This window comes from Vibrio sp. Vb1980, from assembly GCF_033338615.1.
In the GTDB taxonomy this organism is placed as follows: domain Bacteria; phylum Pseudomonadota; class Gammaproteobacteria; order Enterobacterales; family Vibrionaceae; genus Vibrio; species Vibrio alginolyticus.
Window position 1 is genome coordinate 149861 of the sequence record NZ_JAWOSZ010000002.1, and the last position, 25588, is coordinate 175448.

19 protein-coding genes are annotated in these 25588 nt (G+C 43.6%); 12 read left to right on the top strand and 7 right to left on the bottom strand.

Going from position 1 to position 25588, the window contains the following annotated elements; translation table 11 throughout:
- Positions 1–2 precede the first annotated feature (2 nt).
- The 5 genes from hsdR to R7F64_RS03940 are packed head-to-tail and all read left to right on the top strand — an operon-like array spanning position 3 to position 6947.
- Positions 3–2318, top strand: coding sequence for an EcoAI/FtnUII family type I restriction enzme subunit R (gene hsdR, locus R7F64_RS03920; RefSeq protein WP_262639497.1), 2316 nt, complete (start codon positions 3–5; stop codon positions 2316–2318).
- 1 nt (position 2319) lies between these two features.
- Positions 2320–4095: an ATP-binding protein gene (locus R7F64_RS03925; RefSeq protein WP_262639498.1), complete on the top strand. Its 1776-nt coding sequence runs from the start codon at positions 2320–2322 to the stop codon at positions 4093–4095.
- A 3-nt stretch (positions 4096–4098) separates the two neighbouring features.
- Complete coding sequence (locus R7F64_RS03930; RefSeq protein WP_262639499.1) at positions 4099–5580, top strand: type I restriction-modification system subunit M; 1482 nt, start codon at positions 4099–4101, stop codon at positions 5578–5580.
- Positions 5580–6788, top strand: a complete 1209-nt coding sequence (locus R7F64_RS03935) for a restriction endonuclease subunit S (RefSeq protein WP_262639500.1) — start codon at positions 5580–5582, stop codon at positions 6786–6788. Before R7F64_RS03930 ends, R7F64_RS03935 begins: the two co-directional genes overlap by 1 nt.
- A gap of 9 nt (positions 6789–6797) precedes the next feature.
- Positions 6798–6947: a hypothetical protein gene (locus tag R7F64_RS03940; RefSeq protein ID WP_262639501.1), complete on the top strand. Its 150-nt coding sequence runs from the start codon at positions 6798–6800 to the stop codon at positions 6945–6947.
- Between the two features lie 402 nt (positions 6948–7349).
- On the opposite strand, the gene R7F64_RS03945 is transcribed toward R7F64_RS03940, so the two are convergent.
- The 3 genes from R7F64_RS03945 to R7F64_RS03955 form a co-directional block, all read right to left on the bottom strand.
- On the bottom strand, positions 7350–7478 hold the full coding sequence (locus tag R7F64_RS03945; protein WP_256902832.1) for a hypothetical protein: 129 nt from the start codon (positions 7476–7478) through the stop codon (positions 7350–7352).
- A gap of 347 nt (positions 7479–7825) precedes the next feature.
- Positions 7826–8818 carry a cytochrome d ubiquinol oxidase subunit II gene (locus tag R7F64_RS03950; RefSeq protein ID WP_132936546.1) on the bottom strand — a complete coding sequence of 331 codons (993 nt, stop codon included), beginning with the start codon at positions 8816–8818 and terminating at the stop codon, positions 7826–7828.
- Positions 8819–8820: 2 nt separating this feature from the next.
- Positions 8821–10152, bottom strand: coding sequence for a cytochrome ubiquinol oxidase subunit I (locus R7F64_RS03955; RefSeq protein ID WP_318071475.1), 1332 nt, complete (start codon positions 10150–10152; stop codon positions 8821–8823).
- 816 nt (positions 10153–10968) lie between these two features.
- Between R7F64_RS03955 and R7F64_RS03960 the strand changes: the two genes are divergently transcribed.
- On the top strand, positions 10969–11217 hold the full coding sequence (locus R7F64_RS03960; RefSeq protein ID WP_005378271.1) for a hypothetical protein: 249 nt from the start codon (positions 10969–10971) through the stop codon (positions 11215–11217).
- A 5-nt stretch (positions 11218–11222) separates the two neighbouring features.
- Here the strand turns inward: R7F64_RS03960 and R7F64_RS03965 are convergent, their stop codons facing one another.
- A complete protein-coding gene (locus tag R7F64_RS03965) occupies positions 11223–12212 on the bottom strand; it encodes a Solitary outer membrane autotransporter beta-barrel domain (protein ID WP_167415112.1) in 990 nt (329 codons plus the stop codon).
- A 773-nt stretch (positions 12213–12985) separates the two neighbouring features.
- Between R7F64_RS03965 and R7F64_RS03970 the strand changes: the two genes are divergently transcribed.
- From R7F64_RS03970 to R7F64_RS03985, 4 genes are all read left to right on the top strand, one after another.
- Positions 12986–14623, top strand: a complete 1638-nt coding sequence (locus tag R7F64_RS03970) for a methyl-accepting chemotaxis protein (RefSeq protein ID WP_017635041.1) — start codon at positions 12986–12988, stop codon at positions 14621–14623.
- A gap of 466 nt (positions 14624–15089) precedes the next feature.
- Entirely contained in the window at positions 15090–16229 is a 1140-nt protein-coding gene (locus tag R7F64_RS03975; protein ID WP_042522092.1) for an efflux RND transporter periplasmic adaptor subunit, read from the top strand.
- A 2-nt stretch (positions 16230–16231) separates the two neighbouring features.
- Positions 16232–19393, top strand: coding sequence for an efflux RND transporter permease subunit (locus R7F64_RS03980; protein ID WP_318071476.1), 3162 nt, complete (start codon positions 16232–16234; stop codon positions 19391–19393).
- Positions 19394–19580: 187 nt separating this feature from the next.
- Positions 19581–20036, top strand: coding sequence for a MarR family winged helix-turn-helix transcriptional regulator (locus R7F64_RS03985; protein ID WP_017635039.1), 456 nt, complete (start codon positions 19581–19583; stop codon positions 20034–20036).
- A gap of 44 nt (positions 20037–20080) precedes the next feature.
- On the opposite strand, the gene R7F64_RS03990 is transcribed toward R7F64_RS03985, so the two are convergent.
- Positions 20081–21037 (bottom strand): AEC family transporter, encoded by a 957-nt coding sequence (locus tag R7F64_RS03990; protein ID WP_318071477.1) that lies wholly within the window; start codon positions 21035–21037, stop codon positions 20081–20083.
- 601 nt (positions 21038–21638) lie between these two features.
- Between R7F64_RS03990 and trpS the strand changes: the two genes are divergently transcribed.
- Entirely contained in the window at positions 21639–22661 is a 1023-nt protein-coding gene (gene trpS / locus R7F64_RS03995) for a tryptophan--tRNA ligase (protein ID WP_104975184.1), read from the top strand.
- Positions 22662–22745: 84 nt separating this feature from the next.
- On the opposite strand, the gene R7F64_RS04000 is transcribed toward trpS, so the two are convergent.
- Positions 22746–23702 carry an ATP-dependent dsDNA exonuclease gene (locus R7F64_RS04000; protein WP_136976037.1) on the bottom strand — a complete coding sequence of 319 codons (957 nt, stop codon included), beginning with the start codon at positions 23700–23702 and terminating at the stop codon, positions 22746–22748.
- Complete coding sequence (locus R7F64_RS04005) at positions 23699–25027, bottom strand: sphingomyelin phosphodiesterase (protein WP_258623627.1); 1329 nt, start codon at positions 25025–25027, stop codon at positions 23699–23701. Before R7F64_RS04005 ends, R7F64_RS04000 begins: the two co-directional genes overlap by 4 nt.
- A gap of 291 nt (positions 25028–25318) precedes the next feature.
- Here R7F64_RS04005 and R7F64_RS04010 point away from each other — a divergent pair, with 291 nt between their 5' ends.
- A complete protein-coding gene (locus R7F64_RS04010) occupies positions 25319–25585 on the top strand; it encodes a hypothetical protein (protein WP_005388970.1) in 267 nt (88 codons plus the stop codon).
- Positions 25586–25588 lie beyond the last annotated feature (3 nt).

The window sequence follows — 25588 nt, forward strand, 5'->3', positions numbered from 1 at the left end:
ATATGTCGTCAGAAGCAGATACCAGAGCAAACTACATAGACCCAGCATTAAAGGCCGCACATTGGCAACCGGGTAACATCATTCGGGAGCATTACTTTACCGATGGCCGTAAGCTTGCTGGTGGTGTGCGCGGTCGTCGTTGTTTCGTCGATTATCTGCTCCACAAAGACAATCGTTATCTTGCTGTCGTTGAAGCGAAGAAAGAATCAGAGCACCCAACCAAAGGTCTTCAACAAGCCATAGACTATGCAAAGAAGCTACTTGTTCGCTTTGTCTATTCAAGCAATGGCAAGCAAACTTACGAGTTCGATTTAGAAACTGGTAAAGGCGACTACATCGAGTTTTACCCAACGCCACAAGAACTAGAAAACCGCTACGCTGGTGTTAATTCGGATCTAGGCCAACAACTTCGTAATGTGCCTTTCCATCTAGAAGGCGCAATGCAGCCACGTTATTACCAAGAATTAGCGGTACATGCTGCCACAGATGCTATTGGGAAAGGTAAGCCACGAGTACTGTTAACGCTAGCTACCGGCACAGGTAAAACTTTTATTGCCTTTCAAATCGTCCATAAACTGTTCCAGTCTCGGTGGAACAAAGAATCTCCGGGTACACGCAGGCCTCGAATTTTGTTTTTAGCGGATCGCAATATATTGGCAGACCAAGCTATCAACACTTTCAACCCATACGAAAAAGATCTCATCAAAATAAATGGTGAGGAGGTACGCAAGCGTGGCGGTGTGGTGCCAACCAATGCGCATATCTTTTTTGCTATCTACCAAGCCATTGCTGAGCGTGAAAATATCGAAGGCTATTACAAAGCGTACCCAAGTGATTTTTTTGACCTTGTAATGATTGACGAGTGTCACCGTGGCAGTGCCAATGAGACAGGTTCGTGGCGAGCCATACTCGACCACTTTGGTAGTGCGGTGCATGTCGGCCTCACAGCCACACCAAAACGTGAAGCCAACGTGGACACCTACGAATACTTTGGCACGCCTGCTTTTGAGTACTCATTAAAAGATGGAATCAACGATGGTTTCTTAACGCCATATCGTGTCAAACGGGTACGCACCAACTTAGATGAGCTGGTGCTAACCAAAGATGACCAAGTGATCGAAGGTGAATCAGGTCAAGACGTCTATCAGGTTGAAGATTACGACAAAAAAATCGTCGTAGATGAACGTACTGAACTGGTCGCAAAAGCTATTTTGGACAATATCAATCTATTAGAAAAAACCATCGTCTTTTGCGAAAACCAAAATCATGCGCTGACCATGCGTGACATGATCAACAAACACAAAAAGCTGACAGACCCGCATTACTGTGTGCGTGTAACCAGTGATGAAGGCAAAGTTGGTCGGGAGCTTTTGGAAAAGTTCCAAGATAACGACAAAGACATTCCCACCATTATTACTTCATCGCAAATGTTAACCACTGGGGTAGATGCCCGTAATGTGCGTAACGTAGTGCTGGATAGAACGGTAGGTTCAATGGTGGAGTTTAAACAAATTGTCGGTCGTGGAACCCGTGTTTTTGATGGCAAAGACTACTTCTCCATTGTTGATTTTCGCGGTGCAACCAATAAGTTTTATGACAAAGATTGGGATGGCGAACCTGAAGCGCCAGAGCCAAGTGGCACTGGTGAGCCAACTCCACCACCTTACACACCAGAGCCACCCGGAGGAACAGATGGCCCAGAGCCTGAGCCGGGCGAACCCAAGCCACGATTAAAAGTAAAACTAGGTAAACACCGTGAACTTAAAGTGATTGACGTTGAAACTCGGTATATCGATGACAACGGTAAACCACTCACCATACAAGAATTTGTTGAACGTTTAATCAATCAGTTACCAGGATTATTCAAATCAGTAGACGAGCTGAGAAGAATTTGGTCAGATCCAGACGAGCGCGAAAGCTTGCTCGGCAAACTCGTGCAAGCAGGCTTCGACGAAGAGCAACTCGCCACGCTGCGGCGCATGTTTGAAGCAGAAGAGTGCGATATCTTCGACCTATTGGCCTTTTTAGCCTTTGAACAGCCAATGGCAACCCGCAAAGCTCGCGCCGATCAAGTACGTACAAACAGCGCTTTCTTTAATCAGTACCAAAAAGAAAAGGCTCAGCAGTTTTTACACTTTGTACTCAATCGTTATGAGCAAACCGGTAGCACGGAGTTATCACGCGAGCGCTTGCCTGCTCTCATCGAGCTATCAGGGTTGGGTACAGTGAAAGATGCTTCAACTGCATTCGGTGGAAAGCCAGCCTATTTGCTGGCAGCTTTTAAACAATTACAACAACAGCTTTATCATGTGAATTGAAATGGAACTAACACTAGCGCCTAACCCGCTACACGATCAGCCGCAAACCCTACATATCAACAAAGTAGCGACCTTGATTGGTGAAAATGGCAGCGGTAAATCCAGTATCTTACATTCAATCTTTAGAAAGCAGATTGAAGAACCTAGCGACACGCTTCAGCTGATCTGTGCTACTTCAGGACAAAATGAAAACTTCTCTTCTTTTTTTGAACGAAGACTAACCTCTTTACGTTCAAGGAAAGATATCAGTGACATTGATTTTTCTAGCCTTTTCTTTACTCAGAAAGATGTTCGGTTCCTTACATTTCTCGCCTACACATTCAAGAGGGACGGCTTAGTTTTTAATTTTGTTAACAACCACAAGGCATTTAAGGATCAAGTTTCAGTTAAATTGAGACTGAACATATCTGTTCCTGATACTTACATAAAGAATGTACAACAAGACCAGATAGCTGAAGCTAAAGACTATGAACACCCGTCGATAAGAAAAAGACCTTTTAATCAGCGACTTGACGCCTTTCTTGAAAAGATAGAAACACTTCCGGACCTTGATGCTCTGCTAGAAACAAGCAAAGGCTTAAAGTCAACCGAAGTAGAAGTAACTTATGAACAATTTTTTGAGGTTTTTGATGGCTCTAGAGTTGATGCCACAAAATTTCTAATAGAAGGCTCATACAACGAATATTTCTTTTCAGCCTCTGAAATGTCGCTTTACCTAACTGATAATATTGAATTTTCATTGCTCAGTGATGGTGAATATCAGTTTCTATTCGTAGCTTCACTAATTGATCTATTTGATAGCACTTCTTCTCTTTTTATGTTCGATGAAGTTGACTCACATCTACACCATAAAAACGTTGAGCTACTTTGGGATATCCTAGGCAAAACTAAAGCTAAGGTCATAACCACAACTCATTTAGTCGATTCAATCGCTGAGAACGACTTCGAATCATTGCTTTTGGTTGAAAATGGGCAGATAAAAAATGAGCAGAAGTCTCAAAAGTTATTGGAAAGATTGAAAATTTTGTCAAAAAGTAAAGTCGTCGAATTAGAAATAGCCTCTAAATTGAACAACATTTGCTTGATTGATTACTACAACGATTGGAAGATTTTTGAGTTATTAGCAAAGAAGAAAGGACTTGATTGGACACCGATATCCTCAATCAATCCTATAGCAAAGTCATCTGGTTACAGTGCGGCAGGCGATAGCTTCGGTGCGTCTAAGATCAAGTGGTTGCATGAATTGAGAGATATGAAGGACTATATCAGGGCGTGTAAAGCTGAGAAATATGGCAAAACACCTGCGTTGCATGACCACAAAGTAACCAACGTCTTTTTGGTATGTGATCGTGATGAACTGCCAGAAGCTAACATTCACACACAAAGCGGTGTCAAGGTGATTGGTGTCGATTGCCCAGACAAATTCAACATAGGTTTACCTTGTCCAGAAAGAATAAACTTCCACTTACTAACTTGGAAACGCCGCGAAATCAAAAACTATCTGCTCTCACACTCAGCGTTATTGCACCATGATGTTTTAGATCAAATCAACAACGCTGAACGATTAAGGGCGCCGTGTTATTTACAACCAAATAACCCAGGTGATAACGACGATATCCGCCGATTGAATGCTAAAAGTGTCATTGACCCTCTGCTCAATACCGAGGGTATAGGGCTCGACATTGACAAGCTCCAAGCCTATATCGACCTGATGCCGCCAGACGAAATCAGCGAAGACATCACCAATATGTACAATTTTATTATCAGAAAACTATAAGCCATGTCATTACAACAAAAAATTGACCGAATTACAGACATACTGCGCCGCGACGATGGCATTAGTGGTGCCATGCACTATACCGAGCAAACCTCTTGGGTGTTGTTCTTAAAGTTTTTGGATGATTATGAGTCTGAAAAAGAAGATGAAGCAGTACTGTCAGGTAAAGACTATCAACCCGTATTGGATGAAGAGCACCGCTGGTCAAATTGGGCCTGCCCGAAAAACGCCGATGGCAAGCTAGACATAAACAAAGTTCGCACGGGTGATGACTTAACCGATTACGTTAATAACGAGTTATTTCCTTACTTAAAAGGCTTTGCCAATGCCGCTATTACGGGGTCAGACCCTAAATCCTTCGCCTATAAAATTGGTGCCATCTTCCAGTATTTAGACAACAAAGTTGCGTCTGGCCACACCTTGCGTGAAGTGCTGGATATTATTGACACGCTGAATTTCCAATCCAGTGATGAAATGTTTGAGCTCTCGCTGGTCTATGAAGGTCTATTGCAAAACATGGGAGATGCTGGTGGTTATGCGGGCGAGTTTTACACGCCGCGCCCCGTGGTACGCTCCATGATCAAGGCTATTGATCCACAAGCAGGGCAAACCATTTACGATGCGGCTGCGGGCTCGTGCGGATTCTTAGTCGAAGCCTTTGACCACTTAAAAGCCAAAAAGAGTGCGCTTTCTACCGAGCAATGGGACTTTATCCAGCACGATACTTTCTTTGGCTTTGAAAAAACCTCACTGGCTTATGTTATGGGTATGATGAACATGATTTTGCATGGCATCGAGTCACCCAACTTGTTCCGTGGTAATACCCTGACCCAGAATATCCGCGACATTCAGGAAAAAGACCGTTACGACATTATTCTGGCTAACCCGCCATTTGGGGGTAAAGAAAAGTCGCAAATTCAGCAAAACTTTCCTATCCAGAGTAATGCGACTGAATTGCTGTTTTTACAGCACTTTATGAAAACCCTTAAAAGTGGCGGCAAAGCAGCCATCGTAGTACCAGAAGGCGTCCTGTTCCAAACCAACAGCGCCTTTAAGCAAGTCAAACAAGAACTGCTGGAAAACTTTAACCTGCACACCATTTTAAGCCTACCCGCTGGGGTATTTTTGCCATATTCGGGCGTAAAAACAAACGTGTTGTTTTTTGAGCGCAGCGGCGGTACTAGCGATGTGTGGTACTACGAATGTGAGCCTGAGCAAAAACTTACCAAAAACAAACCTATTACCGATGACCACCTAAAAGAGTTTGTTGAGCTGTATAACAACCGCGAAACTACTGAACGTTCATGGACAGTTTCAGCCGGTAAATTGTCTGAAGACTATGACCTATCCGCCAAAAATCCAGCCAAGCAAAAAGATTTCGAGCATTTAGCACCAAGCGATATCCTCAAACAAATCCGTACCAAGGAAAAGCTGGTGTCTGTCCTCTTGGATGAAATTGAAGAGCTATTGGTGGAGCAAGCTTGATGGAAATAACTCAATTCACGTTAAATGATATTGCCCACGTCAAAGGAGGTAAACGCCTTCCGAAAGGCTATACACTCTTGGACGAGGCTACCGAGCACCCATATATCAGAGTCTCCGATTTTAACGAGTCAGGTTCTATTGATCTCGATAGAATCAAGTATATTTCGGCTGAGACACACAACAAAATAGCTAGGTATACAATTTCCGATGATGACTTATACATCAGTATCGCAGGTACAATTGGAAAAACTGGGATAGTTCCATCACATCTAAGTGGTGCAAACTTAACTGAAAATGCTGCCAAAATCGTATTTAAGGATAAAGAAAAGCAACTTCTTAAATATGTATATTATTTTACAAAAACTTATTCATTTATTGAGCAAATTGGATTAGCTACAAAAACTGTTGCCCAACCTAAGTTAGCTTTAAAACGGTTGGGAGATGTACAGATTCCAATCCCTCCTATATCTGAACAAAAACGCATCGTTGAAAAACTCGATGCACTGCTCACCCGTATCGACACCGCCATAGAGCATTTGCAGGAAAGTACCACACTTGCCGATTCGCTATTTAAATCAACATTGAGTTCATTAGTTTGCGATGAATCTCAAAAATATGAAAAGTTATCGCTAGAAGAACTAGGCTCTTTTTCTGGTGGCGGCACTCCATCAAAGAGCAAATCTGAGTTTTGGAATGGAGAAATTCTGTGGGTTACGCCCAAAGACATGAAATCTCCAGTGATTACTGATTCCGAGTTAAAAATAACGAAAGAAGGTGTCTCGGGTTCGTCAGCTAAATTTATTCCGCCTAAAAGCATATTAATTGTGGCTCGGAGTGGAATATTACGACATACCTTACCTGTCTGTATAAATGAAGCTGAATGTACAGTAAACCAAGATATTAAAGTTTTCATTCCTAGCGAAAGGATAAGCTCTGAATATACACAACATATGTTGAAAGGTTATGAGTCGTTCATTTTGTCTGAATTGGTAAAAGGCGGCGTTACAGTTGAAAGCCTAAAATATAAAGACTTTCAGAATTTTAAGTTTCCTGTGCCGTCAGTAGAACAGCAAAAGAAAATAGTAGGTGAGCTATCTAAAATTAGTCAGTTAACCACTCCAGTAAAAGCTGAATTGGTTGATAAAATAGAACAGTTGAAACAGTTAAAAGAATCAATTCTTGATTCAGCATTCAAAGGCGAGCTCTAAGGAGGGAGTGTGGCATTCGATACCACAGTTTTTGAACAAAAGGAGTTCAGAGAAGCAATCAATAAACTCGAAGAATTGCTCTCGCACTCAAAAGCGGTTCTGTTAGGTGCAGGTGCGAGTTTTTGTGCTGGTCTTCCATTAACAAACTACTCGAACTGATAGTAATTCTCTGAGTATTGTCCGAGTCCTATCGTTTGCTTTAAGTAATGCTTTTTGAAATGCTTTTGAATATCGAATTGAATAATTTCATTTTAAATCAATTAGTTAAGTTTTAAAGTTGGAGTCTCACTCTCTAAAAGGTCTGATTTGTCAGGCCTTTTTTCGTATCTACACTAAAGTAATGCGTCATTGAAAGTACACAAGAGTGCTCAAGGTGCAAACGCAACTCTATCTACAAGCCAACTGTTCATATCTCACCTCGATACAACGCCAAAATTGAAGAAGCTATACAGAGGCAGCCATAATCTGATTGGTGCGGGTTAGCCTATCCGCTTTAATCTAGAATTTAGCAGCTATATCACATGAGGTATGAATACGGCCACAAGAATGAACGTATTGCTACTAGATGCTAAGCAAAACAGCCATGAACACGAATACAACAGCAATCATAACAAAGAGATCTGTGTTTGGATTGAGGTCATCTGGGTTAAATTTTTCAATGCTTTGCGTCGTTTTGCATCGTATCTTCATGTTCTTGTCCTTATTTCATGTACTATTTCAACAGCAACATAACATGCAATTGAGTGTTCACAAGTCATAAAAAGCATAAGTATACTTGCACCTCATTGAGCGCAAAAAATACTCAAAGCGTTTTTAAGTGGCGGTCTACCTTCTGTAACATCAAATATTCTTTCTGTTTTTGTGCCTGTATCGCTATAGTTGAGAAACGGTTATCTCGTTCTAGTTAGGAGCAAACTACTGGCTGCCGCTACATTCTCTCAGCGTTCCCACTCAGTCGCTTTGGGTAGATACTTTAGTCGTGAGTACTGCAAAAAAACGCCGCATGAGCAGCGGCGCTTCGTTGAGGAATTCCCTTCCTACTTGTAGCTAAGTTCTGTCGCTTTGCCTTTGAAGATCCGGTATACCACAAAGGTGTAAAGCAATATCACCGGCATAACAATCATTACACCGTAGCCCACGATTATTAATGTCGCAGGTGAGGAGGCCGCTTGTTGTGCGGTCATCAACCCCGGCACAACTTCTGGGAAGAAGCTGTACGCAAGACCTAGAAAGCTCAACGCGAAAATGACGGTGACACCAAAGAAAGGCCAGCGCACACCCAGATCATTCACCATTGGAACCTGACGCAAATAGCGATCAACTAGGAAGATGGTTGCCAATACAATTAACGGAACTGGGGCAAGCAACAAGATTTCTGGGAAGCTGAACCAACGCAAGGCAACTTGTTGATTTACAATTGGGTTTACAACACTCACTACCAAGATACCCAGAGCCGCTAACCAACCAGCACGGCGAGACCAACGCGCCGAACGTATTTGCAAATCACCTTCCGTTTTCAGTACCAACCATGCGCCACCGATGTAAACGTACGCCGCTGTTACACAAAGTGCGCTTAACCATGCAAAGCCAAATGCTTCGGTTGATTGCTCAAACCCCATGATGTAACGACCCACCATGTAACCCTGAGTTAGTGCGGTGATTAGCGAGCCAATTCGGAAGCACCAATCCCAATGAGGCTTATGATCCGAGTTGGCTTTGGCTCGGAAGTCGAATGCCACGCCACGCATGATCAGTGCGATAAGCATTATGGCGGTCGGCATATAGAGCTCCGTTAAAATCAAACTGTGAGCGGTAGGAAAGGCAATCAACAAAATACCAACGGCTAACACCAACCACGTTTCGTTCGCGTCCCAGAAAGGGCCGATAGAGGCTATCATTCGGTCACGTTGCGCTTCATTATCACTTGGTAAAAGGATACCGACGCCAAGGTCGTAGCCGTCGAGCACAGCATACATAAAGACCGAGAAGCCAAGCAGCAGAAGATAAATTTCTGGTAGATAGTCGAGCATGATTAGGCCTCTTGTTGTGTCAGTGGGACTTCATGGGCTGCAATGTCTTTGCGCGCCAAATAGAATAGGGTATGGATGTACGCAACCAGCAATGCAGCATAAATGGCTAAGTACATAATGAGCGAAGTCATCACGCTACTGCTCGCAACCGTGGTGACGGCTTCGGATGTTCGCAATACACCGCTGACCAACCAAGGTTGTCGACCAATCTCAGTAACATACCAACCCGCCAGTGTGGCTATCCAACCAGAGAACGTCATGGCTAATACCGTGTACAGGTAAGGTTTAGGTAGCGCTTTTTTACGTGCTAGCTTCACCGCGCCATACCAGCTAACAAGCAACATAAGGACACCAACACCAACCATCACGCGGAAGCCAAAGAACAAGGGCTTCACTGGCGGGTGGTCAGGTGCAAACTCGTTAAGTCCTTGGATTTCCCCATCTAAGTCATGCGTAAGAATCAAACTCGCCAGCTTTGGGATGCCCACTTCAAAATCATTGCTGCGAGTTTCTTCATTTGGCATCGCAAATAGTAGAAGAGGTGCGCCTTGCTCGGTCTCCCACACGCCTTCCATCGCTGCGATTTTTGCAGGTTGATGTTCAAGCGTGTTTAACCCGTGAAGGTCACCGACAAAGATTTGTACCGGGATGAACCCAGCCGCCGCGAACAGCGCGACTTTTAGGCCAAGTTTGGCTGAGCGGTGATCTGGCTTTTTCATTATTTGATAAGCCGAGATACCTGCAATCAAGAAGCTGGCAGTCAGCGCCGATGCTAATAGCGTGTGCAGAAGACGGTAAGGTAAAGAAGGATTGAAAATAACTTCCTTCCAACTGGTTACATGAACAATGCCGTCAATCACTTCATAGCCACTTGGTGTGTGCATCCAGCTGTTAAGCACTAGAATCCAAAACGCGGACATACTTGTCCCAACAGCAACCAGAACGGTGGCGAGAGTATGAACCCATTCCGGTACTCGTCCTCGTCCAAAAAGCATTACACCCAGGAAGGTGGCTTCCATAAAGAAGGCGGTCATCACTTCGTATCCGAGCAATGGTCCAGCTACGTTTCCGACTCGTTCCATAAAGCCTGGCCAGTTGGTACCAAACTGGAAACTCATCGTAATGCCGGATACCACACCCAAGGCGAAAGTGAGAGCGAATATCTTGACCCAGAAGTAATAAACATCGAGCCATACGGGGGCTTGTGTGCGGTTATATCGCCACTTGAAAAACACCAACATCCATGCCAACGCAATGGTGATGGTCGGGAAGAGAATGTGAAAGCTGATATTGGCCGCGAACTGGATCCGCGACAGTATGAGGGTATCTAACATCTTGGTTCCTCAAAAACGTGCCATACTAAAAATCGTGTCTATCTGTAATTTAGTTACGAAAAGTCGGGCAGTTTGGATTCATGTATCGAGAAATACAGGTGATTCTGTTTTCTTCTAACCATGATTTATATCAACTAAGACAAAGAAAGGAGTGTAGGAAATTGTCTCAAAATGCCACTAATAGTCGCGAGAAGTGAGTAAAAGAAAGCAAATGTAACTGAAGGAGCATGGATTAAGATTAGTTCGAATTATCCTTATGATGGTTTCGATAATCCTGAAATAAAATTACAGAAACAATATTTTTAGTAAGGAAATTTGCCTTGCCTTCACTTTGAACCTCCATACTATTTATACACTAGTCATGTCGAGATCATCTCAAACACAGCAAGCTTACTGACAGTTAAGGTGGGAAACTTTAGCTAATTGATAAACTCAAAATTGCGCCGTTAATGACATATGCATCATAAGTTCGTTAGCACTCGACCAGAAGTGCGATAGGCTACATTTTTATACTAGCGAACGATTTAGCACTAGGTAATTCGGCTTTCACTAAATCAACAAGTCGACTGCGGACCATTTTCGATTCCTGATGAGTTTCAATCCAAACTGACACTTACTTTTCAGCAAGTGTGCTAGTGTCTTTCTTGTTATTTATTAAATAATTAATAAATGCCGATATGGTAAAGAGAGTTGTGGACAGCTATCTCGAGCAGTAGACTGACGCTAGCCAGAGAGTCTGACTTTGAGGGGGGCATTCTACATGAATCTTGGATTCTGCCACCGCAAAGCTGATATTGAATTTGATGGAGATGGATAATGAACGACAGTTGGGCTAATTTCTTTCCTTACTTTGCTGGAGCTTTTAAGCTTATTGTATTAGGGATAGGAGCCTACTTAGCCATTAAATGGCATTTTGACGAAGAGCGAAGGGTAAGAGAAGCGGAAGGTGTGGTGTTTGATAACCCAAGTCTCATGAAAAAGTTTGCGAAGACGCTAACTCTGCCATTCCTTTTGTGTCTTCTAGTTCTTCTTGTTATATATGCTACCAACTGGTTCCTGTACTGACGGCTTTATTGTTTGTTGTAGTAAAGTTGAATGCTGCCACCTCTGAGAGTCGAGCCGTAGTTGAAGTTAACGCCTATGCCGAAATTGTCCAACCAATCAAAGGGCTTTGGTGCATAAAATAGCCATCCTATAGAAGCTTCGTAGTAATGCGGACTTCCAAGTTCGTCGCTTAAATCATGCGAAAGGTCGACTCTTTTAATCCCAGTAAATAAAGCTTGCTCACCGTGATAAATATTGTAGTAACCGGTGATTTCATTAGATAGGTACCAACCTTTAGGGTTGCCTATATTGCCGTTATTTGCGCTTCCCCAGCTGTGCCCAATGAATGAATTCAATGTCGAACTGGCATGCCATTTCCCCCAACTTGTGGGAGACGTGTATTTGGCTTTAATGGATGGTTGAACTATTGCCGCCCATGCTGAAACGTTAACGGCACGGCCGTCTAGGATTCTTCCAATGATGGATGAAAGTTTATTATCGGTAGAGAATGAGTTTTTATAACGCATAAGGTGAGTCGTCGTTCTGGTGCTAAGGGTGACGTTTTCACTTGCTTTGTATAGATACCCATAACCAATCGATGCACCGTATGTCCTTTCCTTGAGAAGATCCTTACTTGTGCCGAATAGTTTGAGATCATTCTCTGTTTGTATCGTAAATGCCTTAAACGACAGCTCATGTAAGTCCTCGCTGCCCTCTATGTCAAAGTTAGTCGTGTAAGGGAGAACATATACGGATTTGCTTCGACGTTCATTGATTGACTCGTCAGTCCCGAACTCTGGGTTGGCGGTATCAAATAATGCATTCGGATCAAAGTCGCCAATACCAAACGCAATTGCGTCAGTGTCGGACAGCAACACCGCGATAGAAAAACGTTGTTGGAGAAGGTTGCTAATTTCCTTATCTAGTGGATCCGCTTGAGCAGTGTGAGGAAGAGAGAGTAGGAGAGCGAGCGAAACGACTCGCCACTCCACTGAGGCGAAGTTGGGTTGGAACATTTTGGCTCTTTCAAATGGTTCATGCATGGAGTTTTCGGACGTACCGGTACGCTAACATTAGTTTAATCGTTGAATGGTCGGTGTAACTTTGAGAAATCTATGTTTTCTCATATTGATATGAAAAAGTTCCTTAAACGAGTTTAGCTTCAATGTGTATGCTGCACCAGATTTGTTTAGCAACATCATTCTTTTCTGAAGATGTAGCAAGACTTTGTGACTAGGTTGCATTATTTTCTTTAATGCGTCTCTTGAGAGGAAAATAGCAAACTTTTTTATTGCCTTGGCGCTCAAGAAAATCTGAATCGTTCACTGTGCTACTGGTTAACTTCGAAAACTTGTAAGCATCCTGTTTGCCAACATCACGACTAACATCATCAAGGAGTACCCTTAAATACGTCAGATAAACAATGGTTTTTTGAGCTTTAGAAGAAATGTTCGGACCTTTGCATATTCCGCGGTGGTGCTCAATCCAAGAACTGTGTTTTGTATGTGTTCTCAGTAAATCATTGATTCGATCTATTCTTCAAAATGTGGTCCCTTTTAATTCACTTTCTGTTACATATTTTTCGTTTTGAAAGAGCATTTTAATTTGCATCTTTTGAAAAGGTCTCTTTGTTAAATTTTGTATAAAATCAACTAATTGTTGAAATTAGAACCCTTGTCAAAAAGTCATTAGATTTCATGTTGAATAGCCTCTTTTACCTAATAGTATACTCTATTTGTTTGATATAATTTCCGGCAGTTTGTATACCATAAATAAAGAGAGTCTATTCATGTTCCAGAACTTAACGATCAAGCAGAAGATAGTGATCCCGCTGTCATTGATTATTGGATTGTTTATTGTGAGCTCTGTATTAAACGTTATGACAAGTTGGAAGCAATCTGAATTGAGTGAGACACTCAACGAACAGATCGTGCCGAACTTATTAACGATTGAGGATGCTTATCGCGATCTTTACCAAGCAACATCTGCAATCCAAGGTGTTGCACTTTCTGATACTCAAAACGATATTGATCATCACATCGGTGAATACAAAGACAACGCCTACAAAGCACTGCCACGTATGGAACAAATGATTGAGCTATCACAAGCCGGTGTGATGCCTTCTACACATGGTAATGAAGTTCGAACGCTTGTCTCTTTGGGTGAAAAATGGTTAGTAAGTTATGAAGCGATGCTACGTTTACCTCAATCTCAATGGCGTGGTTACTATAATGAGCACAAACATACCTTTGAAGACCAATTTATCGAGGTTAGAGCGCAGCTTAACGTTGTAAAAGATGCAATAGAAGAAAAGCAAAGCCAATTGAAGGACGAAATATCAGCGGCTGCAACAAGAGCAGAACTCATTCTTGAGGCTGGCATTGTGATTGTTATTTTTGCCGCTATCGCGATGGCTTTTTTGTTGTTACAAACGGTTGTGAAGCCTATCAATGATATTAAAAATGCGATGACAGAAATTGCGTCCGGTGAAGGTGATCTAAGTCAGCGAATCGATGTAAAAACACAAGACGAAATTGGCAATTTAGCAGACGCATTTAACCAGTTTGTGTCCAAAATTCAAATGACAGTCGCTCAGGTAATTGAAAGCTCAAATACCTTACGTAACGAAATGGCAAATCTTAGCTCGTTGACCACGACCATCGCGAACTCGACCGTTTCTCAGCAAAAAGATAGCGAGGCGGTAGCGGCGGCAGTGCATGAAATGCAAGTCACCAGCAGAAATGTAAGCGATAGCGCTAACGAAGCTGCGGTTGCGAGCCAAACAGCGAATGATGAACTTACCAATACCAATGTTATTTTGGATCAAACGGTTAGCTCAATTCGTAGCCTCGCAAGTGAAATCGAAAGCGCAAGCCACGTCATTAACACATTGGATCATGATGTGAGTAACATTGCGTCCGTACTGGATGTAATTCGTGGTATTGCCGAGCAAACAAACTTATTAGCGCTTAACGCAGCCATTGAAGCGGCTCGCGCTGGAGAGCAAGGGCGAGGCTTTGCTGTGGTAGCGGACGAGGTTCGTTCTTTAGCCAGTCGTACGCAACAGAGTACGGGAGAAATCCAAACCATGATTGAAAAGCTACAATCTGGTGCAGGACAAGCTGTAGAAGTGATGCGCGGTAGCCAAAATAGCAGTGATGAAACGATCAAGTCCGCTGGCCGAGCGAGTGAATCCCTTTCTGAAATCTTGAACGCGATTTCACGTATGAACGAGATGAATACACACATTGCAACGGCTGCGAGCCAGCAAAGTACAGTAAGTGACGAAGTAAATAGCAACGTACAAGGCATTGCAGACAGTAGCACTTCAATTGTGGAAATCGTAAACCAAGCGCAAGCTTCTTTAGCCATGTTGTCAGAGCAAACTCAACGTTTAGATCATCAGGTCAGTCAGTTCAAAGTATAAGCTTGAGAACAGCAATCTCACTGACGAAATAACCCGCTTCTTAGCGGGTTATTTTTTAGATAAGTGGCGAACCTGACTTGTGAAATTTCGACTATATTTACATTCCTTTCTCACTTTAGTTCGTATACCAGAGTGGGCAAATAACCCTAGACAGCGGTAACAAACTCTGTACAGCGTGATGATGCTTTTATCATCACTTTTGCTGCTTTTTAACCATTGCAATTGCACACAGGAAAATGTGATTTCCAACCCAAAATCTTCAAATTTGAGAACTTTATAACACCTTTACCATAAACGTTTTCCGTAAGCGTATAGAACTGTAAATTTTGTTGTATGTACAACACTGGGTATTTATCATCCTAATTAATTTGTTCTGGATATACATCCTTTAGTCATTATTAAGTCATTCTAGAAGCTTTTAATAAGGAATCTTGAAGGCTTGTCGGTAGATAAGAGAGAAAAATTCATGAGACGTAAAACCACGCTATCTCTGCTGATTGCGTCGAGCCTTTTTGTGGTTGGATGTCAACCTAGCGAAGAAGGATCGAGCCAAGGAGGGGGGCCTGCGCCCGCAACCGAAGTAGAAGTGTTAACAGTGCAGCCAACGCGCCAAGCATTGACAGTAGAGTTGCCGGGTCGTAGCCGAGCATTCAAAGAAGCGGAAGTTCGTCCGCAAGTCACTGGCATTATTTCGGAGCGAAATTTTGTTGAAGGTGGCCTTGTTGAACAAGGACAGTCGCTATATCAAATTGATGATTCATCATTTCAGGCGGATTTGCTGAGCGCTGAAGCGGAATTAATCCGTGCGCAAGCTGCGGCAGAGTCGACCTATGCCACGGTGAAGCGTTACAGAACCTTGATCACCAAAAAATCCATCAGCCAACAAGACTTGGATGAAGCAGAAGCGGCATACAAAGAAGCGAAAGCGCAGGTCCTAGTCGCAAAAGCCAAGATCAACACAGCAAAAATCAACTTAGATTATACGCAAGTCAAAGCTCCGATTAGCGGGGTGATCGGTAAATCGAGTGTGACAGCGGGTGCGTTGGTTACGGCTAACCAAGCTGCCAAATTAGCGACCATTCAGCAGCTTGACCCTATCAATGTTGATATTGTGCAATCATCCGCGCAACTGCTGCGTTTGAAAGCATCACTCTCCCAAGGCCATATGCAAGAAGATGACTCTGCGCAAGTTACATTGATGCTTGAAGATGGCAGCACTTACGAACACAAAGGCACAATGAAATTTACTGAGGTCAATGTGAACGAAAGTACGGGCAGCGTGACGCTTCGTGCCGAATTCCCAAACCCTGACGGTTTGTTGCTACCTGGAATGTTTGTTCGTGCGACGGTCATTACTGGTGTCGACCCTGATGCGATTCTAATACCACAAAATACGGTATCTCGTGATGCGACAGGTAAAGCGACAGTGATGACGGTTAATGGCGAGAACAAAGTGGAAGCGAAACCAGTGAAGACTGCCGAAGCGATCAATAGCCAATGGCGCATTATTGATGGTTTGAACGCGGGTGATAAAGTCATTACCGCCGGTTTACAAAAGGTAGGGCCAGGCAGTTCGGTAACTATCCAAAACGGTGAACAGGAGTAATCATGGCACGATTTTTTATCGATCGTCCGGTATTTGCTTGGGTTCTCGCGATTCTAACGATGTTGGCGGGGGTAATGTCATTATTCAATTTACCCGTCTCGCAATACCCAACGATTTCACCGACGACGATCACCATCAGTGCTCGCTATCCAGGTGCATCAGCAAAAACCGTTGAAGACTCGGTAACGCAGGTTATCGAGCAAAACATGACAGGATTAGATTACCTTCGCTACCTATCATCGAGCAGTGATGCATTTGGTAATGCGACAATTACCCTGACGTTTGATAGCGAAGCTGATCCTGATATCGCGCAAGTACAGGTGCAGAACAAACTGCAATTGGCATTGACTTCATTGCCGATGGAGGTACAAAACCAAGGTATTGTCGTCAATAAATCCAACACGGCATTTCTCATGGTTGTCGCAGTTTATTCTGAAGATCCAGACTTTACAGAAAACGATATCGGCGACTTTGTTGTAACGAATATTCAAGACCCGATAAGTCGTGTAACTGGCGTAGGACAAGTGCAGGCGTTTGGTGCGCAGTATGCAATGCGAGTTTGGCTGGACCCTTTTAAGCTTACGCAGTTCAACTTGACCGCGATCGACGTAGCAAATGCAATCAGTGAACAGAACGCGCAAGTTTCTTCAGGTCAACTTGGTGCGGCACCTGCGCAGGAGGGTCAGTTGTTGAATGCTACGATTTCTTCTGCAAGTCGTTTGAGCAGTGTAGAAGAGTTCCAAGACATCATTCTTAAGTCCGACGCCAGTGGTTCGAATGTTTATTTGAAAGATGTAGCTCGCGTTGAGCGTGGTGCAGAAAGTTATGATATTCGAGGCCAATATAATGGCTTCCCAGCATCGGGGTTAGGTATTTCATTAGGTACTGGCGCAAACGCGCTTGAGACAGCCAATGCGGTAAAAGAGCGCTTAGAACAACTGAGTGCAACGTTCCCAGAAGGGTTGCAGATTGCTTACCCATTTGAAACAACGCCATTCGTCAAAGCTTCGATTCAAGAAGTGGTTAAAACGCTATTAGAAGCCATTCTTCTTGTGTTCTTAATCATGTACCTGTTCTTGCAGAACTTCCGTGCGACGATCATTCCAACGATCGCAGTGCCTGTCGTATTGCTCGGAACCTTCGCTATTTTGTATGCGACTGGATTTAGCGTAAACACGTTAACCATGTTCGCGATGGTTCTGGCTATCGGTTTGCTGGTGGATGACGCCATCGTTGTGGTGGAAAACGTCGAGCGTGTGATGCATGAAGATGGTTTAGAGCCCAAAGAAGCGACCAAAAAGTCGATGGGGCAGATCACTGGTGCCCTGATTGGTGTGGGGTTGACGCTTTCAGCGGTATTCGTCCCTATGGCGTTTATGTCTGGTTCTACCGGGGTTATTTACCGTCAGTTCTCGATAACTATTGTGGCGGCTATGACGCTTTCCGTTTTGGTTGCGATAATTCTGACTCCAGCATTGTGTGCTACGTTGCTGAAAAAAGGCGATGCTGAGCTTCTAGAGAAGAAAGGCTTCTTTGGCTGGTTTAACCGCAAGTTTGATGCGATGACAGCAGGCTATGAAACCGGCGTTGCCAAACTTCTAAAACGCACAGGTCGCATGTTGGTTGTATTTTTGGCAATGAGTGCAGGTGCTGGCTGGTTATTTATGAACCTTCCAACGTCATTTTTGCCAGATGAAGACCAAGGCACAGTATTCTCAATGGCTATTTTGCCACCTAACTCAACACAAGAACAGACGGAAAAAACACTTGAGAAAATGCGTGACTTTTACCTAGTAGACGAAAAAGACAATGTAAAATCCGTCTTCTCCGTTGCTGGATTTAGTTTCGCAGGTCAAGGCCAAAACATGGGGATGGCATTTATCGGCCTGAAAGATTGGTCTGAGCGTGAAGCGCCTGGCGCCGATGCCGCTTCCATTACAGGTCGAGCGATGGGGTACTTCTCTACCATTAAAGAAGCTTTGGTGTTTGCGTTCGCCCCTCCAGCGATTCAAGAGCTAGGTAACTCGACAGGTTTCGATTTCTATCTCCAAGACTCGTTGAATAAAGGGCACGATGCATTAGTTGCGGCTCAAGGGCAACTTCTGGGCATGGCAGCACAAAACCCGAAACTTGTCGGTGTTCGTCCAAACGGTCAGGCAGATGCGCCAATGTACAAAGTGAACATTGACCACGTCAAACTTCGTGCTTTGGATGTCAGTATCAATAACGTAAACCAAATCCTGTCAGCTGCATGGGGCGGGGCTTACATTAACGATTATATTGACCGCGGTCGTGTGAAGAAAGTGATGGTACAAAGTGATGCGGAATACCGCATGCAGCCAAAAGACTTCGATTCATGGTACGTACGCAACGCTAAAGGAGAGATGGTGCCTTTCTCTGCTTTTGCGAGTGGCGAGTGGACCTATGGTTCTCCTCTTTTGCAGCGCTTTGATGGTTTGCCAGCAATGAATATTCAAGGCGGTGCAGCTCCTGGTGTAAGTACTGGTGAAGCCATGGAAGAAATTGAAGCAATGGTAGAAAAGCTACCGGAAGGCTTCACGGTGAACTGGAATGGTATTTCGTATGAAGAGCGCCTTTCCGGAAACCAAGCGCCGATGCTATATGCGCTATCTATCCTCGTCGTATTCTTAGTTCTTGCCGCTTTGTATGAAAGTTGGTCAGTACCTTTCGCCGTGGTGTTAGTTGTTCCTCTTGGTGTGCTTGGTGCTGTGCTTGCGGTAATGACGCGCAGTATGGATAACGATGTGTTCTTCCAGGTGAGCTTATTAACTACGGTCGGCTTGGCAACCAAAAACGCCATTCTGATTGTTGAGTTTGCAAAGGACTACTATGAGAAAGGCGCTGGGCTTATCGAAGCAACCTTACATGCTGTTCGCGTTCGTCTGCGCCCAATTATCATGACATCGCTTGCTTTTGGTTTGGGTGTGGTACCACTTGCTATCAGTTCAGGTGTGGGATCGGCAGGTCAAAACGCAGTGGGTACCGGCGTACTTGGTGGCATGATCAGTGCCACGATATTGGGTATATTCTTCGTCCCAATCTTCTTTGTAGTGGTTGAGCGATTGTTTGATCGACGTGCGAGAAAAGAGTCGGAGGCAGAGTTGTCTGAGACCAGCACTAAACCCACTCAGCAAAGCGAGTAGGACTTGGTTGTGTTAACTGAGTTATACTAGTGATAATAAACACAATAAAAGGGCGCTTCGGCGCTCTTTATTTTATGTTTTCACTTGGTGGTTACCGTCTATGACGCGAGCCTGAAAGACGGCGTGTTGTGTGCAGTATCAGCACAGCCTTTTCGACCGAATGAAAGCCTAAAGAAGAAAAACGACGATGAAAGATCAGAAAATTTCTCCAATTTCCGTTTTGGATCAAAGCCCTATGTTTGTCTGCGGTGTGATGCAGCGCATGTACCGCAATCGTGCCCAAGCCGAGCTCTCTCGGCAAAATTTGATGACACTAGAAATGGCAAGTGCACTGGCCGCTTTAGAAGAATTTCAACCTATGAGCCAGCAAGCGTTGGCTGATGCGGTTCGAACTGAGCGAAGTGTAGCAAAGCGGATGGTGGACAATCTGGAAAAGAGAGGGTTTGTTCAAGTTTCTAAAAGTAAATCGAATCAGCGCCTTAAAATGCTAAGCATGACAAAAGAGGGAGCAAATGCTTTAAAGCAAGTTCATCAAATCATGACGAATTTACAGAAAGAGTTTTTTTCTTGTTTGTCGGAATCTGAAGCGAGTGAATTTTTTCGTCTGGTAAGAAAGCTCACTTTTGCGAATCACGACCAGTAACTGACATCAATGCCGTTTAGCGTCTTTATTTTATCGCGGACCAATTATATTAAGTTGTAGAACTTAAGAAATAGGATGCCCAACGTACAGGTCACGGTAGAAAGCACCGTAGTGAGTGCGATGATATTTGCAGCTAACGTGGCATTGCCTCCCATGGAACGCGCCATGACATAGCTGGCAGCAGCGACTGGAGAGGCGTTCATAAAGAAAAGAATACCTAGCTCAATTCCTCGAAATCCTACTAAGTAAGCTCCCATGGTGATGATGACTGGCGCTACGATGAGCTTGTAACTGCTCGCAAACCAAGATGGACCTTTCTCTTTTCTCATCAAGCTAAAGTCAAGTGAGCCACCCGTACACAACAGCGCCAAAGGCAATGTCATTTTGGACAAGTAGTCTCCTGCGTCAATAACCACATTCGGTACTGGAATAGCGAGTAAATAAAAAGCCATTCCTAGAACAATGGAGATTATGAGCGGATTCCTAGTCAGTGTTCGGCCCATCATCTTTGCTGCTTGCGAGGCAGACGTTGCCCCCTTGGGCGATAAGCAAATTACCGCTTGGACGTTATAAATAAATGTGGTGACCGCGACATAGAGCGCTGCTAGCGCCACACCTTGAGAACCATACGCATTGGCAACGTAAGCGATACCAATAATACCTGTATTTGCTCGGAACCCACCTTGGATGAGAACGCCTTGGTCAGGCGATGCTTTGAACAGAAGTTTGACGGAAAGGTAGGTGAAAATGAAAAACGAAATACTAGCGATGACGCCGAAATTGACGAATCCACTTGCCGCGGAAAAGTTGTGTTCTGAAGCCACAATGCTGACAAATAACATCGCAGGCAAGGTAACTTGAAACACCAGCTTAGAGCCTACTTCGATAAAATTATCGTTGATTAGACCAAAGCGCTTAAAAAGAACGCCAAGTACCAACATCAAACAGATAGGTCCGGTTATCGACAAAGAGAATTGCAACTGATGTAAAACAGCTTCCATGTAAGTATCCGCAGCAAAAGAAAAAAGTGTTCCTGTTGCCTATTAAGCCACAAACCCGGAGGGTAGGACAGTAACGTGATGAAATTTTCTTCTGTTGTAGGTTCCGGAGTCATTTACACTCCAAGTTATGGACGAGGTCCCAATTTAACAAAGCGGTACTGGTCCTACGTGCGATATGTTGGTTAACTCGTTGTCGTGATGCATCCACATGCGTATTAGATGTGAGGGGTGGTCATCGTAGTTATGGATAGGAGTTCATCAATGAAAAGGAAACACAACAAAACTGTACTGTGTGCGTTTGTCTCTGGTTCGGTATTTGGTGCGGTTTTGGTCATTGCGATGTCTTTACCAATGTAATCCTCTTAATTGGCTGTTGGAACACTCACACTAATTCAGTACAAAACAGATTGAGTTCTGCGGTGTGTGCTGTTAGTTTAAAAAACATGAAAATACACGTTCGCCCTTCATTAACAACCTTCTCTTGGTGGCGCTCTAAATAGAGCGGCGCGGAATACTTACATTCTTAAGCTGCTGGATGGTAGCTAAGAGTGTTTGATCTTTTTATCTCCAGTAGCGATCTATTAAATACTTGGAGACAAATATGAATACCCATAAAAATACATCTCAGCGTGAAATTATACTTACCGGAGATCGAGCAACAGGTCCATTACACCTAGGGCACTATATTGGTTCATTGCAACAACGAGTCAAATTGCAAACGGAGCACGAGCAAACGATCTTGGTCGCGGACATGCAAGGGTTGACGGATAACGCGCATAATCCATCAAAGGTATCCTCTAATATTCTCAATGTCGTTGCAGATTATTTGGCTGTTGGTATCAACCCCACTCAAACTACGATCACGTTGCAGTCTCAAATTCCAGCGTTAGCCGAGTTGACAATGTATTACAGTAATCTTGTTTCTATCGCACGATTAGAGCGAAACCCTACGGTTAAAAATGAGATTCAGAGTAAAGGTTTTGAACGCTCTATTCCCGCAGGCTTTTTAACGTATCCAATTTCTCAAGCTGCTGATATTACGGGGTTTCATGCGACGCTAGTACCAGTGGGTGATGACCAACTGCCGATGTTAGAGCAAACTAATGAAATCGTGAGAAAAATAAACCATCTAGGTGGAAAAGAGGTTCTTAGAGAATGCCGTCCATTACTTAGTGATGCACCTCGTTTGCCGAGTACTGACGGTAAAAATAAGATGTCTAAAAGCATGGGGAACGCAATCAACTTAGGGGCCTCCGAAAAGGAGATTTCCGCGGCAGTGAAATCTATGTATACCGATCCCAATCATCTGAAAATTGAGGACCCTGGCCAAGTCGAAGGGAATATTGTATTTATCTACCTCGATGCTTTTCATCCTGATAAAAATTATGTCGAACAGCTAAAAGACCAATATCGACGAGGTGGGTTAGGTGATGGTTTGACCAAGAAAGTGTTAGAAGAATGTTTACAAGAGATGCTTCGCCCTATTCGAGAAAAGCGCGCTATGTATTTGAATGATAAAGCGCAACTGATTGATATTTTAAAACAAGGTAGTGAGCGTTCTCGCGAGAAAACCGAAAAAGTGCTATTTGATGTGAAAGATGTATTTGGTTTGAATTTGTTCTGAATTAAAAGTAAAGAGTTGAACATAAGGCACGACGGTTGGTTAACAACGTGCCTTTTTAAGCTCCCAGTCAGTCAAAGCGCATTGTTAAGAAGAAAAAAATTCACGACGAAAATCCGCGACTTCTTGTTGGTAATAGCTTTGCCATTCCGGTTCTGACAAATGTGAATGGCTAGAGGCTCTTTGTGTTCTTAGCTTGGACTCAAGTTGTTGTAATGCTTGTTGGTAATCTTTGACTTGTTTTTTTTGCTCTGTAATTTGCTGCTGACGAGCATGAATGTTTTTACTTTCTTCTTTCGTTAAGTAAGTTCGTTCTAGCTCTGCGATGAGCGCCAAGCGATCTGGTAGGCTCATACTATTAGGAATCAGGGTGACCGCACGCTCATATTTTTCCTGGTCGCTTGTTAGCCCGATAGCATCTGCATGTTCTTGCCAGTCAATGGTGAGTTGCTCGAAAGATCGCAAAAAGTTATCTGGGCTTTGAGTGTCCAGCTTTTGGGCTTCTAAGTTGAAATCGTACAGCGCGAACTCATCCGCAAAAACAACATCAGCCAATTCCCCCCAGATGCTTCTTGCTTCGTTCTTCAGCTGTGCAACACGCGACGCCAGTGATTGTTGCTCATCAAATAACAAATTTCCTACACTCTCTTGCCATTGGCTGCTGAGCTGAGGGTAGTTCGCCAAAAGCTGGAATCGAGCTGAAGATAAATGAGCCTCAAACAAGGCGATCTGCTCTTCACAACTACGGTTCAACATACACTCATGCCAAAACGTCTCAAGTTCAGCGACAAGTTTCCTGCCTTTGAGTTGAGTTAATCGCTCAGTCGTTATTTGAACTGTGGAAGGGAGCTTAGTTGTTTGTGGTGAAGTATCTGTATCGGGCACGATGCTGCTTGTTTGTGGTGATGTACTGGAGACACTCTGATTTTTTGTCTTAGGGAAAGGAGAGGAAGCGAGCTCTTCTTTTTGAACATCGTGACTGAAAGTTAAAAATATCATGCCCGCCATAATGGCGGACATGATTATCAAAGCGATTTTCTTCATGGCTTGATTGTTGCGCTTACTGGGAAATGGTCAGAAAGGTTATAGTGTTTCCATAAACTCTCTGCGGTTGTGCGCGGCACGTCTACACGGTTGTCATTGAATGATTTCACCCCGTATTCACTACTCACCATAACATAGTCAAGGTATTCCACGTTTTCGCCACCTGATAACGCTTCACCTGCGAAGTTATTGATACGGGGATCAAAGGTTGACTCCGTGTAACCAGAGTAGTGAGGCTCTATGGCACTTAAGTTAGCGATCATTTGTTGGTAGTCACCAGGGAACTTTCTTTTGTTTACGTTAAAGTCGCCGCTGTATACCACAGTTTCGCTCGAAGGAATGTCAAGAGATTGGGCGAGTGTGCGGATTTGTTTGAACTGGCGCTGACGATACTCACGGGCGGTGTCTGTATCGAAAGATGCGGTATGGGTAGCAAACACATGGTAAGCCTGACCACCTTTAATTATTTCCGCATAATTTACGCCTTTATCGGCAAAGCAGTCTGTACCAGAGCAATCGGGAAAGACATATTGCGCTTCGTTCACGATAGGGTAGCGACTAACTATGATTACGCCACCATCATGAATATTAACGCCTTCTTTATCTAACATCTTTGTTTGGTAAGGATATTCCTTGGCTAACTCACGTAAGAATGCTTCACGGCCGCTGGCAAACACCTCTTGCAGCGCCAAAACATCGTAACCTTTTACATGTTGAGGAATCAGTTCGTAACGATCTCCAATGTGCGATGCAATAGCCGTCAACGCCCAGATGTTATAAGTCATCAACTTAAGGTTTTGTTCTTCGTTGTCGACAGACTCCGCTACCTTGCTTGGCGTGATGGTGTAGTAAAGATCATCATATCGAGCGGTACTGTCTGACTTAAATGCCAGTTCGGTTTCTCTCGTACCAAAAGCGTTAGTGTTGGCACGATGAATGTTACGATCATCTTTGAGAGATAACTCGACATCGGCTGCGGATAAGCCGTATTCAATGGTCGAATTGTACCAATGGCCTTCCATTATTTGATTGAGTGTTATGCTTTCACCTTCGGGGCTAGAAACCACAGTTTCAAAACGGTAAGTTTGATTTGATTTCACGCCCTCCCAGCGGTTGAAGCTTAATACAGATTTAGTTTCCCACGGACCAAGTACCTGCACATGTTGTTGCCACTCTTCTCCGTATTGAAGCAAATCACTGCCTTCATGTTTTACTTGAATAGTTAACGGTTGATCAGAGTTATTCGTTAGGTAAACGTCGGTATCTGCAATGCTGGGTAACGCTATCAAGCTACTTACTAAAAGGCTCCACTGCGAAAATTTCATCTTATTTTTCCATCATTTGAACTAGAGCAATCATTCTTGTTTATAAATGTTACTTGCACGTTAAATATGGATGACATCTAAGTCAGTGCTGAAAATTGTTATCAGAATGTGATCTTTATTCAATGGTGAGGGTGGAGGTATTGAGTGTGTTGCCGTTGAAGCGGTGGAAAATAATACCAACAGTCAACGAATTGCATTCACTGCAATCAAGCTGTCATCTTTGCTCTATAAGTTGTGCGGCGTCATTCATCTAGCCATATGGCTAGAACTCAAATTGATAGATGGAGCACCATGGCTAGAGCAGTAAATCCAACCGATGAAACCATCATTAAATTGTTACAAGAGCAAGGTCTGATTAGAAGTGAAGCAGAAGCGCGTTTAAAGAAAGAGGTGTACCGCTTGCAGCCTAATGAGATAGCAAAAGTAAAAAATTATGCCCAGCATTTTGGGATAAACGCGAAAGAAAAGCTCATCGATGAGATCTTGGATCTGCGCCGAGAAGCGCTCATGAAAAGATGTAGACACAATACGGAGCATACGAGCCTATCTCTAAAATAGCAT